The sequence below is a fragment of the Streptomyces sp. NPDC048018 genome, from assembly GCF_043202995.1.
In the GTDB taxonomy this organism is placed as follows: Bacteria; Actinomycetota; Actinomycetes; order Streptomycetales; family Streptomycetaceae; genus Streptomyces.
This window is the reverse complement of the sequence record NZ_JBIDBK010000003.1, coordinates 134,430-146,917: the sequence shown is the minus strand read 5'-3', so window position 1 is coordinate 146,917 and position 12,488 is coordinate 134,430. Positions and strand designations below refer to the sequence as shown.

12 protein-coding genes are annotated in these 12,488 nt (G+C 71.6%); 8 read left to right on the top strand and 4 right to left on the bottom strand.

The window, feature by feature from the left end; genetic code table 11:
* Positions 1-134 precede the first annotated feature (134 nt).
* Entirely contained in the window at positions 135-1,244 is a 1,110-nt protein-coding gene (locus ACGF1Z_RS12020; RefSeq protein WP_393002718.1) for an FAD-dependent oxidoreductase, read from the bottom strand.
* A gap of 70 nt (positions 1,245-1,314) precedes the next feature.
* Between ACGF1Z_RS12020 and ACGF1Z_RS12015 the strand changes: the two genes are divergently transcribed.
* The 3 genes from ACGF1Z_RS12015 (at position 1,315) to ACGF1Z_RS12005 (ending at position 3,621) form a co-directional block, all read left to right on the top strand.
* The gene (locus ACGF1Z_RS12015) at positions 1,315-1,995 is read left to right on the top strand and encodes a TetR/AcrR family transcriptional regulator (RefSeq protein WP_393002716.1); all 681 of its coding nucleotides are present in this window, start codon (positions 1,315-1,317) and stop codon (positions 1,993-1,995) included.
* Positions 1,996-2,398: 403 nt separating this feature from the next.
* On the top strand, positions 2,399-2,860 hold the full coding sequence (locus ACGF1Z_RS12010; protein ID WP_393002714.1) for a hypothetical protein: 462 nt from the start codon (positions 2,399-2,401) through the stop codon (positions 2,858-2,860).
* A 170-nt stretch (positions 2,861-3,030) separates the two neighbouring features.
* Positions 3,031-3,621, top strand: coding sequence for an SMI1/KNR4 family protein (locus ACGF1Z_RS12005; RefSeq protein WP_393002712.1), 591 nt, complete (start codon positions 3,031-3,033; stop codon positions 3,619-3,621).
* A 224-nt stretch (positions 3,622-3,845) separates the two neighbouring features.
* On the opposite strand, the gene ACGF1Z_RS12000 is transcribed toward ACGF1Z_RS12005, so the two are convergent.
* Entirely contained in the window at positions 3,846-4,586 is a 741-nt protein-coding gene (locus ACGF1Z_RS12000; RefSeq protein WP_393002710.1) for a class I SAM-dependent methyltransferase, read from the bottom strand.
* Here ACGF1Z_RS12000 and ACGF1Z_RS11995 point away from each other — a divergent pair, their 5' ends adjacent.
* Both ACGF1Z_RS11995 and ACGF1Z_RS11990 read left to right on the top strand, forming a co-directional pair.
* The gene (locus ACGF1Z_RS11995; RefSeq protein ID WP_393002708.1) at positions 4,587-5,060 is read left to right on the top strand and encodes a DUF4440 domain-containing protein; all 474 of its coding nucleotides are present in this window, start codon (positions 4,587-4,589) and stop codon (positions 5,058-5,060) included.
* Positions 5,061-5,282: 222 nt separating this feature from the next.
* Positions 5,283-6,188 (top strand): GNAT family N-acetyltransferase, encoded by a 906-nt coding sequence (locus tag ACGF1Z_RS11990; protein WP_393002706.1) that lies wholly within the window; start codon positions 5,283-5,285, stop codon positions 6,186-6,188.
* Between the two features lie 238 nt (positions 6,189-6,426).
* Here ACGF1Z_RS11990 and ACGF1Z_RS11985 read toward each other — a convergent pair whose 3' ends face one another.
* Positions 6,427-6,588: a hypothetical protein gene (locus ACGF1Z_RS11985; protein ID WP_393002704.1), complete on the bottom strand. Its 162-nt coding sequence runs from the start codon at positions 6,586-6,588 to the stop codon at positions 6,427-6,429.
* 559 nt (positions 6,589-7,147) lie between these two features.
* Here ACGF1Z_RS11985 and ACGF1Z_RS11980 point away from each other — a divergent pair.
* From ACGF1Z_RS11980 to ACGF1Z_RS11970, 3 genes are all read left to right on the top strand, one after another.
* Positions 7,148-7,441, top strand: a complete 294-nt coding sequence (locus ACGF1Z_RS11980; protein WP_393002702.1) for a hypothetical protein — start codon at positions 7,148-7,150, stop codon at positions 7,439-7,441.
* A gap of 812 nt (positions 7,442-8,253) precedes the next feature.
* The gene (locus ACGF1Z_RS11975; RefSeq protein ID WP_393004129.1) at positions 8,254-9,390 is read left to right on the top strand and encodes a phosphatidylserine/phosphatidylglycerophosphate/cardiolipin synthase family protein; all 1,137 of its coding nucleotides are present in this window, start codon (positions 8,254-8,256) and stop codon (positions 9,388-9,390) included.
* Between the two features lie 110 nt (positions 9,391-9,500).
* Entirely contained in the window at positions 9,501-11,468 is a 1,968-nt protein-coding gene (locus tag ACGF1Z_RS11970) for an amino acid transporter (RefSeq protein WP_393004127.1), read from the top strand.
* A 144-nt stretch (positions 11,469-11,612) separates the two neighbouring features.
* Here the strand turns inward: ACGF1Z_RS11970 and ACGF1Z_RS11965 are convergent, their stop codons facing one another.
* Complete coding sequence (locus ACGF1Z_RS11965; protein ID WP_393002700.1) at positions 11,613-12,488, bottom strand: carbon-nitrogen hydrolase family protein; 876 nt, start codon at positions 12,486-12,488, stop codon at positions 11,613-11,615.

The window sequence follows — 12,488 nt, the reverse complement described above, 5'->3', positions numbered from 1 at the left end:
CAGGGCGATCCGGATCGCTCGGTGGATCGCGCTGCGGCGGCAAGGCGACGTCCGCCGCCTCCGTGACGCCCGTGTGGCACGTGGTGACCGGTGGGACAGGGCTGCTGCTCGCCGGGTCGCCGTATCCGGCTGCGTCAGCCGGGCTGGAAGAACGCGAGCATCCGCTGGGCGGCGTCCGGTGACGTCAGCAGTTCCTGCATGTCCGCGGACATGCGGGCGGCAGCGCCGGTGCGTTCGAACATCTCGCGCTCGTACTCCTTGACGGCCGCCGGGAAGTCGTCCGGGTGGGCGGCCAGTGCGAGGCCGAGCCGGGCGCCGTCGAGGAGCGCCATGTTGGCGCCCTCTCCCACCGGCGGCATCAGGTGCGCGGCGTCGCCGAGCAGCGTGACGTCCGGTGCGGACGGCCAGGTCAGGCCGACCGGGAGGGTGGTGATCTGCCGGGGGACCACCGTGTCGTCGCAGGCCGCGATCAGCGCGGTGAACCGTGGGTGCCAGCCGGGGAGCAGTTCGATCAGGCGCGCCCGGGCGGCGGCCGGGTCGTCGAACGGGATCCCGCTGGTGTCGAACCAGTCCTCGGCGGTGTTGTAGAAGCTGATGCCGATGCGGACGCGTCCGTCGCCGTTGCGCTGCGCCGCCAGGGATATTCCGTCGCCGAGCACCCAGTAGGTGCCCCGTCCGACCATCGCCGCGAGGTCGGGGTACGTGCGGTCGATGTCGGGGATGCCGACCTCCACCACGTTCTGGCCGGTGTGGAGGGGGCGGGCGTCGGTGAGCAGCGGTCGGACGCGGGAGTGCGCGCCGTCGGCGCCGACGAGCAGGTCGTACGGAGCGGTGCGGCCGTCGCTGAAACGCAGGAGGCCGTGGGCGGCGGACGCGAACGCGTACCCCCAGCGCACCGTGCCTTCGGGGAGGGAGTCCAGGAGCAGATCGCGCAGGTCGGCGCGGTCGACCTCGGGCCGGTCGAGCGGAGCGTCGTCGGGAGTGTCCTCCTGAAGCAACAGCGTGCCGTCCGGCTGGAGAAGCCGCATGTCCTGGCCCTCGCCCCGGGCGATGACGTGGAACCGGTCGATCAGACCGGCCACGCGCAGTGCCCACTGTCCGGAGTGGATGTCGAGCATGCCGCCCTGGCCGCGCGCGGTGCGTGACGACTCCCGTTCGTACACGACGGCGTCGATGCCGTTCACGTGCAGGACACGGGCGAGCGCCAGGCCGCCGAGGCCGGCTCCGACGATGGCGATGGTCATGGTGGGGTCCTCTCGATACGGCGTACTGGTCGATACACTGTATCGGTCCGATGCGATGTACCGTAGCGGCATGTTGGTATGGGAGAGGCCGGAGCCGCCGAATCGGCCCGCCCCGGCATCGTTGAGCAGGGACCGGATCGTGCGAGCGGCGATCCGGCTGGCCGACGCGGACGGCCTTGAGGCGGTGTCGCTCCGCAAGGTCGCCGCCGCACTGGGTGTCGGGCCGATGCGGCTGTACGGCTACATCGCGAGCAAGGAGGAGTTGCTCGACCTGATGGTCGACGCGATCCACGCCGAGATCCGGCCGGTCGGAGACGGCTGGCGGGAGATGCTGCGTTCGCTCGCGGTGACCACCCGTCAGGCGGCCCATGAGCACGAATGGCTCGCCGACCTGCTCGGTGGCCGACCGCAACTCGGGCCGCACGCGCTGGCCAGGGGAGAGGCGGTGATGGCCGCGCTGGACGGCGTCGATGTGGACGCCGCGATGCCGGTGGTCGGCGCGGTCGACGCGTACGTGATCGGCACGGTGCGCCGGGAGATCGCCGAACGGCGGGCCGAGCGCGCTTCGGGCATGGACGAGCGGCACTGGCAGGCCTCGCTCGGGCCCTATCTGGAGCGGACCTTCGCCACCGGCCGCTTCCCCGCGCTGGCCACCGTGGTGCGGGACGCCGCCCACCTGGACGCCGACGACACCTTCCGGATCGGCCTCGACTTCCTGCTCGACGGGATCGCGGCGAGCATCTCACGGTGACGTGCGCGGCTGAAGGGCGCCCGTCCGGTTCGTCACGCACGCACGGACGGGCGGGCGTCCCGTCACGGCGCGGAACCACACCGGTCCGACCGAACGCCCCGCGACCGGTGCAGGCCCGCCCGCACTCCCACGCCCTCGCGGAGCGCATCGAGCACGTCCGCAGGGCCCCGTCCCGGGAGGAGCGGGCCCCCGGATTCGTGCACGCGACTGGTCGAACCCCTCGGGCGGTAGCCGCCGCGGTCGCCATCGACGGAGCGGAGTGCATGGGACCGCTTGGGTACCGGCCGCTTGGGGCGAGCCGGATCGACCCGGGCCGTGCCCAGGGGTATCAGGCCTCGGGATGACATCGACGGATCGCGGACGCGGACGGTCGACTCCGCGCCCACCCGCTACCGTGGCGAACATGGATCCCGACACCTCCCTCGTGGCAGCAAGTCTCTTTCCTGACGAGCAACCCTGGGACGTGGTGTTCGATGCATTCCACGTGACGCACGGCCAGTTCTGGCTCGTTGCCGGCGACGGCGCCGAGATCGTGAGCGCCGTCCCCGAAGGCGACTCACTGAAGGGCAACGGAGCGGCGATCGGCATTCCTGCATCGAGGTCCGCGACGCGCGTCTCGGTCGCGCTGTCGTTCTGGGAGGAGCCCGCGCACGACGGATGCGGCGCCCTGGTGGGCAGGTGTCGTATCGCGGTGCCCGACAGAGAACTTGCGCTCGTCAACGTGGAGGGCAGGGAGCCGGGCCCCGTCCTGCTGCTGCCGGACGGGGGCGAGTACGAGGTGACGGTTCGGCGGCTCGAAGCCGAGGACGCCGTCGCTCCCGAGCGCTATGAAATTCGCGTGTGGCCCTGCGCCGCACCCCGATGAGGGGCCACAGCCAGGACCGCAGCAGGCAGACGATCCCCGAGCCCTGGCTCAAGGACCTTCGGGCCTGCGCTGCGTCGCCATGTCCTTCACGTTCGACCACGGGGAACCGATCTTTCCGGACGAGCGGTACGACCCGCCGGGCACCCTGTGCCGGCCCTTCAGGATCTTGCATGATGACCGGCATGAACACGGAAAACTGCGACCCGGCCGAGCTGGCAGCCCTGCGCGAGATCTGCGCGTCCCGTCCCGGGGCGGCGCCGCCGGCGGGTTGGGAGGCGGTGCACTCCTTCGAGGCGGAGCACGGCATCGTGCTTCCCGAGCCGTACCGCACGTTCGTGGCGGAGGTCTGCGACGGGCTGCGCGCCGGACCGCCCTACTACGGCTTGCTGCCCCTGGCAGAAACCCCCCTGGACTGGGGCGCGGACCGCCCTGAGCGCGTGCTCTCCGCGACCTTTCCGCTCACGGCGGCATGGCTGTGGGAGGCCGAGGAAGACGAGGAGGCGTTGTCGAATGAGGAGTTCGAGGCCCGGGTGGCCCCCGTGTTTGATCACGGCTCACTGCTGCTGGGCACGGACGGGTGCGGCATGTACTGGCACCTCGTCGTCACCGGCCCACAGCGCGGGCACGTCTGGCAGATCGCCGGCGAGGGCGCGATGCCCTTCGGCACCCAGTCGCCCGACCCGGTCATGCCCGGCGTCCCGGGATTCACGGGGTGGGTCTCCCACTGGGCCCAGGGCCGCTCCTGGTTCGCCGACGCCTAGGAGCGCCCCTTCGTCCGGCGGTGGGCTGGGTCGGTGGCAAGGGATGAGCGGATCCTGTCGCCGTGCGGGCGGGCGCATCGCGCAGTTGCCGCCGTCTGCGCCGGGCTCGCGGGCGGCAGCGGGATCACCTCCACGTCCGCGGGAGGTCCTCGGATGGGGTTCTGCTCGGGGGAGGGAAAACCCCAACACCGACTTCTGGTCGACCATTGATCGACAAGGCGGACTCACAGTTTGTGGGTGACCCAGAGCAGTTCCGCGGGCCAGCGGTGGGCCCAGTCGGGTGGGTCGGTTTCGTTGTAGCCGTTGAGCGTTCCGACCTCGGGTCGCGTCTCGATGAGGTCGTCGATGACGAGTCCTGCGCCGCGCAGGACCCTGACCCAGTCGCCGTAGGTGAGCTGATAGCTCGTCGCGCCGTCGCCTTCGGCGATGCCGTTCAGCCCGAAATAGTCCTGCTGCAGCGTCGTGGTCACACGGCCGGCGGCTTCGTCGTAGCAGGCTTCGAACCACGGGCTGGCGACGTTGAACACCAGCCGCCCGCCTCGGGCCAGGACGCGTGCGGCCTCCGGTACGGCCAGGTGCGGCGGCGCCCAGCTGAGCCCACCGAAGTCGCAGAACACCAGGTCGAAGCTGGCGGCAGCGAACGGGAGTCGTTCCGCGGCGCCTTGCACCAGAGGGTACCGGGCTGCTCCCATCGAGGCGGCCGCCGCCGCGAGTTGGGCTTCGGACAGGTCGAGCCCGACCACGGTGGCGCCCTCGGCGGCGAGCGCCCTGGACCACTGGCCGGCGCCACAGCCGAGTTCCAGGACGCGCTGACCGGTGACATCGCCCAGGGCGCGCAGGTGGGCGTCGGGAACGGAGTACATGCCCCACAGGCGGGGCGCGGCACCGATGCGCGGGTCATGCCTGTCCTGGTAGGCGCTGCTGATCTGGTTCCAGAGCCGCCGGTTGGCGGGGATGCTGTCCACGTGCCGACTCCAGCACTGCTGCCGGGAGCGGTCAACACCGGGCATCATGTCGCCATGATCCAGAACGACCGGCACGCGCCCGAGGCCCTCCCGCGGCATCCGGACGTCACCGAGGTGATCGCCCGGGAACGGAGCCTGCACGACCTCTCCGTCCGCCTCTCCGGCCCCCTCGCCGAAGTCCTCTTCGACCCCGATTTCGTCGAGGTCGGCGCCTCCGGGCGGCGGTGGACGCGTGCGGAGATGATCGCCGCCCTGCCCACGCTGCACGGCGGAGCCGAGAACAGCACCCCCATCACCGCGGAGCGCTTCGAGGGCACGGTCATCGCCCCCGGGATCGTCCACCTCACCTACGAGACCCGCATCGAGGAGCGCCACGCCCGCCGTTCGTCGATCTGGCGCCGTGACGCCGCCGGAGAGTTCCGGCTCTTCTACCACCAGGCCACGCCGGTGCCGGACGGGACGGCCCGCTCGTAGGGCCCGCCGTGGGGCCCGTCTGGTTCTCTTTCAAGGGCCGCGGAAATCCGTGGACGGACCCGCGGAAGATCACGTACCGTGTGGCTCCACGCCCTGAGACGAACGGAAGGAGGCGAGTGCCGTGCGGTTCACACCTTTCCAGCGCTCCCTCTTCCGCTGTCCCGGCGTGGTTCGCGAGTTCTGACCGGGAGCGCTCCACACAGCCTGTATCCCGGAGGATCCATGACCGATCTGGTCATCCGTACGCTCTCCGCGAGCGACGCCCATCTCTTCGACGCACTCCCCGACCCGCTGGGCGCCCGTGAAAGCCATCGGCGTACCCGGTTCCGCCCCGACTGGAAGCGCATCGTCCTTCGCGACGGCGAGGTCGTCGCGCGCGGCGCGTGGTGGGGCGGCCCCGACGACTCGGAGCCCGTCAACATCAACTGGTTCGACGTGGCCGAAGGCGAGGAGGAGGCCGGAGCCGAACTCCTGCGCTCCGCTCCCTGGCAGGTCGAACTCGAGATCAACCTGCCCGGCGGCTGGCGGGACCAGCCCGAACTGCGGGCCGGCGCCGAGACGCGCTTCGCCGCCGCACGAGCCGCCGGGTACGAACTCCTGGTGGAACGCTTCCTGTACCGCTGGACCCCGGAGCGGGGTCTGCCCGAGCGGCCCGGACGCCTGCGCTTCAGCGCCGAACCCGACGACACCGTTTTCTTCGACGCGTTGCGCCGCATCCACTCCGTCACTCTGGACGCCCACGCGCTCAGGGCCATCGAGGAGGGCGGCATCGACCAGGCCGCCCAGGAAGAACTCGACTTCTTCCACTGGTGTCCCTCCCCCCGCGAGTGGTGGCAGGTCGCGCGCACATCCGAGGGCGACCTGGCCGGCATCCACATCCCCGCCCACAATCCCTCCGGCCCGACCGTCGGCTTCATCGGAGTCGTCCCGGAACAGCGCGGTCACGGCTACGCCTACGACCTCCTCGCGGAGTGCACGCACCTCCTCGTCGAACAAGGAGCGGAGTTCGTGAGCGGAGCGACGGACCAGGGCAACTTCCCCATGGCCGCCAACTTCGCCAAGGCCGGCTTCCCCGTCGTCAGGGAACGCATCAACTTCCGGCCGGCCACGCGGCCTGGCGACGAGTAGCAGCACCCCGCTGCGGGCGGTCCGGTCCGAGGGCAGGTCCGGACCGCCCGTCCGTGCCCGGTGGCAGGCCGGCCGGCAGCGACAGCGGGCGCGATCAGCGCGGTCATCTCATCCGCGCTGAACCTCTCGCCGGACTGCCCGGGAGCGCGGCGGCCCCGGACGGCGGGGCCTCCGGACTCCCGATGCGCCATGCCGTCGCACCACCCGGTCTTCGCGAGATCTCGGGCCGGTCAGCTGATCACGAGGCCTTCTCGTCGTCCGTAGGCGGCGTGTCCTCCCCGCCCTTCTCCGCCTTCGCGCGCACATCCTTCGGCGTCGGTACCGGGATGTTCCGCTGTGCTGCCGAACGCTCCCGCGTCCGTTCGCCGACCTCGTTGTGCCTCTTCTCCGGCGTGTTCATGTCTCGTCCTCTCTCTCGATCCGCGGGCGCCCGTGCGGCGCGCCCGCGGCGGCGGCCGTCACGCCCGCGGCCGGCCCGGCCAGGTCTCGCCACTCCGCGTACCTGTGCGGCCGAGGGCCGGGACGGCGGCGTGTCGGGCGACGTGCGCGCGACGGCCATCGGACATGCCCCTGCGCGAGATGCTCCGGAATCGGCTGGGTCGCAGGAGGCGTGGTCATTGTGGGCGGATACCCCTGATGTACCGATGGATGCGTTGCATCGGGCCCGCCTCGACGTCCTGCCGGTCGCCGGGCCGCCCTCGACCGGCAGCCGCCTCCCGGCGCCGGGCCGCTCGGGGGTACCGCCCCGGGGCGTTCCGGAACGGGGCGATGGGGCCCGTGCGCCGGGGCAAGGGGGTCGCGGAACGGTGTGCTCCCTCCCGGGAGGGCCACCGAAGCGTCGTGCGCGGGCTCCCGTGCCGAACAGCCTGACCGTCACCCATAGGGGTCAGTCGATTACGTAAGGCTAGGATGCCCGGCGTTGCCGCGGTCGCGCGGCGTACCGAGACAGGGGCATCTGCATGGCCATCATCGTCACCTTCGACTTCCCCGACGCCGGACAGGAGCTTTATGACGCAGTGATCGACCGGGTGACCGACGGGCAGGGTTTCACGAAGTTCGCGGACCTGCCGAATCCGGGTCTCCTTTCCCACGCGGCAGGGCCGGTGGACGGAGGATTCCGGGTGACCGAGGTCTGGGAGAGCGTGGAGGCCCTCGAAACCCACGCGAAGGCCTTCGGCCCGGTCCTGGCCGACCTCGGCCACGCCGACGTACGGCCCACGATCATTCCGGCCCACAACGTCGTCGTCCGGTAGACGCGGCCACGGCTCCGTTTCCGGGACGACGGCAGGGCGCCGCCCCGGGCGGCCCCCTTCCCGCAGGCGGCGGAAAACAGCAGCGCCGCCTGCGGGAAGGGGGGAGCCACAGGCGACGGCTGGAGCGGGCGGGTCGCGCGCTCGCCCCGCCGCCTGCCCTCGCCTCCTCACCTCACACCTGCGAAGTGCGAGTGAGCTCCGGCGTCACCGAGCTGCCGGGCGCGAAGTGACGGGTGCGCTCACGTCGGAGTTCCGGCCGCGCTGACGACCGCGCGCGTGTCGACTCGCGGCCCCCCGGTCCCGTCGCGCGCGGAACGCGCGGAAACCGCCCCCGAAGCCGCTCCGTACGGGAACGCGGCTGAGCGGCCCGGCAACCGGGAAACACGTCCGACCTCCGCTTTCCGTCGGAGTACGGCGCAGGAATGGGGCGAGGTCGAAGGGGCACATGGTAGGCCGGGCTCGCCCAGCAGCCCGTCATCGTCTATCGAGGTCCGGGGGGACACCGCATGCTCCTGAACGACGTACCAGCCGACTCCGCCGAACACGGCACCGGCGCCGAACACCCCACCGGCCTCGATCCCACCACTGGGCCCGACCACCCCGCCGGCCCCGACCACCGCGCCACCGCCGGCCGCGCCCCTGCCGAGCGCACCGCCACCGCCGAGCGCGCCCCCGCGGCCGATTCCACCGCAGCCGCCGATCAGGCCCCCACGGCCGGCCTCCCCGCCACCGCCGGTCGCACCACCGGCTCAGACCTCCCCGCCACCGCCGAGCGCGCCCCCGGCCCCGATCTGGCCGCGCGCAAGCAGCGCATGCGCCGCAGGCTGGAGCGGCTCATCGGTATCGCCGCCACCGAGGGCAACGAGCTGATTCCCCTGCGGAACGGCGACCAGATCTTCCCCGCGATGCTCGGGGCGATCGGGGCGGCCCGCCACACGATCGACATGATGACGTTCGTGTACTGGCGCGGCCAGATCGCCCGTGACTTCGCCGTCGCGCTCGCCGAGCGGGCCCGCGCGGGCGTGCGGGTGCGGCTGTTGCTCGACGGCTTCGGGGCCAAGACGATCGAGGAAGGACTCCTCGACCTCATGGAGGAGGCCGGCGTCCAGGTGGCCTGGTTCCGCAAACCCGTGTGGCTGTCGCCGTTCAAGCAGAACCACCGCTGCCACCGCAAGGCACTCGTCGTCGACGAGCAGACCGCCTTCACCGGAGGCGTCGGCATCGCCGAGGAATGGTGCGGTGACGCCCGCGATTCCGGCGAGTGGCGTGACACCCACGTCCAGGTGCGCGGTCCCGCCGTGGACGGCATCGCGGCCGCGTTCGCTCAGAACTGGGCCGAGTGCCATGCCGAGCTGTTCGACGACCGCGACCGCTTCACCGAGCACCCCCGGGCGGGAGACTCCGTGGTACAGGTCGTGCGCGGCTCGGCCAGCATCGGCTGGCAGGACCTGGAGACCCTCGTCCGCGTCATGCTGACCTCCGCGGAGGAACGGTTCCGGCTCGCCACCGCCTACTTCGCCCCCGACCGCTACTTCATCGACCTGCTGTGCCGGACGGCCGCCCGCGGCGTACGCGTGGAGATCCTGCTCCCCGGGCCGCACACCGACCAGCGGGCCTGCCAGCTCGCCGGCCAGCAGCACTACAGACGCCTGCTCGAAGCCGGCGTGCACATCCGCCAGTACCAGCCGACGATGATGCACGCCAAGATCATCACCGTGGACTCGGTCGCCGCGCTCATCGGGTCGACCAACTTCAACCGCCGGTCCATGGAACACGACGAAGAGGTCATGCTGGCCGTCCTCGACGAGGACTTCACCGCCGCGCTCGACCGGGACTACGACGCCGACCTGGAGCGGAGCGTGGACATCGACCTCGCGCGGTGGCGACGTCGCGCGGCAGTCCAGCGCGTCAAGGAAGCCGCCGTCACACCGATCCGGCACTTCCTGTGAGCACCCTGCCGGGGCACGGCGCACGACACACGACGGCCGCACGGGACCTTGAGGCGGGGTCAGGAGGGAAGCGTTCCATGGGTGAGGCGACGAAGGCGCCGCGGGCGGGCATGCCCGAAGTGGCGGAGGGACGGGCCCTGCGGACGCGGCCGACCGGGCCGCTGGCACGGTGGATGCTCCGTCACCAGGTGCAGCGCGTCGGACCCGGGGCGGGCAAGGGGACGACGGGGGAGGCGCAGACACAGGCGTGGTGGAAGGTGATGTGCCTGACCGGGGTCGACTACTTCTCGAGCCTCGCGTACGTCCCGGCCATCGCCGCCCTGGCGGCAGGCGCCGTCTCCCCGCTGGCGACGCTGCTGATCGTGGCGCTGACCCTGTGCGGCATGCTTCCCATGTACCGGCGGGTGGCCAAGGCGAGTCCGTACGGAGCCGGATCCGTCGCGATGCTGGAGGATCTGCTGCCCTTCTGGTGGGGAAAGCTCTTCGTCCTGGTCCTGCTCGGCTTCGTCGCGACGTCATGGATCATCACGATCACCCTGTCCGCGGCGGACGCGTCCGTCCACGTCGTCGAGAACCCCTTCTTCCCCGAGGCCCTGCACGGTCACGAGGTGCTGCTCACCGTCGCCCTGCTCGTGGTCCTGGGGGGCGTCTTCCTCCTCGGGTTCAGCGAGGCCGTCGGCGTGGCGATCCCCCTGGTCGCCGTCTTCCTCGCACTCAACGCCGTCGTCATCGCCGTCGGCGCGGTCCAGGTCTTCACCACCCCCGGCGCCCTCTCCACCTGGACGGACGCGCTCGCCGGGAACGGAGCCGGCCTGGGCGACCTGATGACACCGGCGCTGCTGGCCTTCCCGCTGCTCGTGCTCGGGCTGTCGGGCTTCGAGACCGGCGTCAGCATGATGCCCCTGGTGTCGAGCAGCGGGGCCGACGACGAGGAGCGACTGCACTCCCGCATCCGTCACACCCGCAGACTGCTGACCACCGCGGCGCTCGTCATGAGCGTCTACCTGATGGCCTCCAGCTTCGTCACCACCGTTCTCATCCCCCCGGAGGAGTTCGAGCCGGGCGGCGCGGCCGTCGGCCGCGCACTGGCCTGGCTGGCGCACGAGCACGTCGGTGAGGCGTTCGGCACCGTCTACGACATCAGCACCATTCTGATCCTGTGGTTCGCCGGCGCGTCCGCCATGGCGGGGCTGATCAACATCGTCCCCCGCTACCTGCCCGAATACGGCATGGCCCCGGAGTGGGGCCGGGCGGTCCGGCCCGTCGTCCTCGTGTACACCGCCCTGTGCATCCTGATCACCGTCGCCTTCGACGCCGACGTCGACGCGCAGGCGGGCGCCTACGCGACCGGCATCCTGGCCATGATGGTCTCCGGCGCCTTCGCGGTCACCCTGTCCGTCGCCCGGCACGGCCGCAAGCCGGTCGCCCTGGGGTTCGCGCTGCTCACGACGGTCCTTCTCTACGCCCTCGTGTACAACATCGTCGACAAGCCCGACGGCATCACCATCTCCGGCTTCTTCATCGCCGGCATCCTCCTGGTGTCGCTCGTCTCCCGGGTGTCACGCACCACGGAGCTGCGTGCCGACCGCATCGTCTTCGACGCGGACGCCCGTCGCTTCGTCGACGACACCCTGGCCCACGATGGCGCCATCAACATCGTCGCCAACCGCCGCCAGGCGGGCGACGGGGCCGAGTACCGGGACAAGGAGCGTGAGCAGCGGGGCAGCAACCCGGTCCCGGGCCGGGCCGACGTGCTGTTCCTGGAGATCCACGTGGTCGATCCTTCGGACTTCAGCGAGGACCTGATCGTCTGCGGCGTCGAGGTCGACGGATTCCGCATCCTGCGGGCCGAGGCACCGGCCGCCCCGAACGCGATCGCGGCGATCCTGCTCGCCCTGCGGGACCACACGGGCGTCCAGCCGCACTGCTACTTCGCCTGGGCCGAGGGCAGCCCCTTGAAGCACATGCTCCGCTACTTCCTCCTCGGTCGCGGGGACACGGCGCCGGTCACCCGCGAGATCATCCGCAGGAACGAACCCGACCCGGAGCGGCGCCCCGGGATCCACGTCGGCGGCTGACGGCTCAGCCCCGGGCGGTCACGGCCGACCACGCGATCGGTGCGGAAGGGGCGCCCCCTCGCGCCGCCGCCGTGACGCGCGCGGCCCGGGCGCGGCACTGCCGGCCGTGCCGCGCCCGGGCCGCGCCGCGGGTTCCGTCGTGTCTCAGGGGGCGTCGGTGAGCCAGTGCGGGGTACGGAAGGTGCCGCCGTACATGGGCAGCGGTATGTCGCCGCCGTGGCGGGCGAGCTGGGCCCAGGGGCGGTTGAGGCCGGCGGAGCCGTACCTGCGGACACGGGTGACGGTGTCGAGGTCGAGGACGTCGACCAGCACCTCCTCGCCGGTGCCGGCCTGCTGACGGACGATGCCCTCGGGGTCGACGATCGCGCTGGTGCCGACGCCCGCCGGGTCGGCGGCGTTCACGTTGACGACGTACACCTGGTTCGTCCAGGCGTTGGCGCGGGCGCACACCAGCTCCATCTCCCGGTCACGCGTGGTGGTGAGGGTGGGCTGCACGACGATCTCCGCGCCGAGCCAGGCCAGTTGGCGGACCGTCTCGGGAAAGGAACCGTCGTAACAGATCGCGAGGCCGATCCGGCCGACGCCGGGAACCTCGAAGACGGTGAACTCCTGCCCCGGTGCGGTCCGTTCGTACGGCTGCCAGGGGAACACCTTGCGGTAGCGGGCCACGATCTCGCCTTCCGGCGAGACGGCCACGGCGGTGTTGTGGACGCGGCCGTCGTCGGCCCGCTCGTAGACGGTGCCGGGGACCAGCCACAGTCCGGTCTCCCTGGCCAGGGCGCACACCCGGTCCGTCGTGGGCCCGGGCACGGATTCGGCGGTCTTCTCCATCCAGCCCGCGGGGGCGGACCCGAGGAGCGGGCCTTCCGCGGCGAGCAGCAGCTCGGGTACGACGACCAGCTGGACGTGGGGGAAATGGGAACGGGTGGCCCGGACCTGGTCGGCGTAGCGCTGCCAGGTCGCCTCCAGGTCGTACGGAACGGGGGCGGTCTGCAGGGCGGCGACGGCGAGTGTGCGCAT

Bases quoted from the DNA above. Each gene is read 5' to 3' on its own strand.
- ACGF1Z_RS12020 (WP_393002718.1), bottom strand. From the start codon at position 1,244: ATGACCATCGCCATCGTCGGAGCCGGCCTCGGCGGCCTGGCGCTCGCC.
- ACGF1Z_RS12015 (WP_393002716.1), top strand. From the start codon at position 1,315: ATGTTGGTATGGGAGAGGCCGGAGCCGCCGAATCGGCCCGCCCCGGCA.
- ACGF1Z_RS12010 (WP_393002714.1), top strand. From the start codon at position 2,399: ATGGATCCCGACACCTCCCTCGTGGCAGCAAGTCTCTTTCCTGACGAG.
- ACGF1Z_RS12005 (WP_393002712.1), top strand. From the start codon at position 3,031: ATGATGACCGGCATGAACACGGAAAACTGCGACCCGGCCGAGCTGGCA.
- ACGF1Z_RS11990 (WP_393002706.1), top strand. From the start codon at position 5,283: ATGACCGATCTGGTCATCCGTACGCTCTCCGCGAGCGACGCCCATCTC.
- ACGF1Z_RS11985 (WP_393002704.1), bottom strand. From the start codon at position 6,588: ATGAACACGCCGGAGAAGAGGCACAACGAGGTCGGCGAACGGACGCGG.
- ACGF1Z_RS11980 (WP_393002702.1), top strand. From the start codon at position 7,148: ATGGCCATCATCGTCACCTTCGACTTCCCCGACGCCGGACAGGAGCTT.
- ACGF1Z_RS11975 (WP_393004129.1), top strand. From the start codon at position 8,254: ATGCGCCGCAGGCTGGAGCGGCTCATCGGTATCGCCGCCACCGAGGGC.
- ACGF1Z_RS11970 (WP_393004127.1), top strand. From the start codon at position 9,501: ATGCCCGAAGTGGCGGAGGGACGGGCCCTGCGGACGCGGCCGACCGGG.
- ACGF1Z_RS11965 (WP_393002700.1), bottom strand. From the start codon at position 12,488: ATGCGCACACTCGCCGTCGCCGCCCTGCAGACCGCCCCCGTTCCGTAC.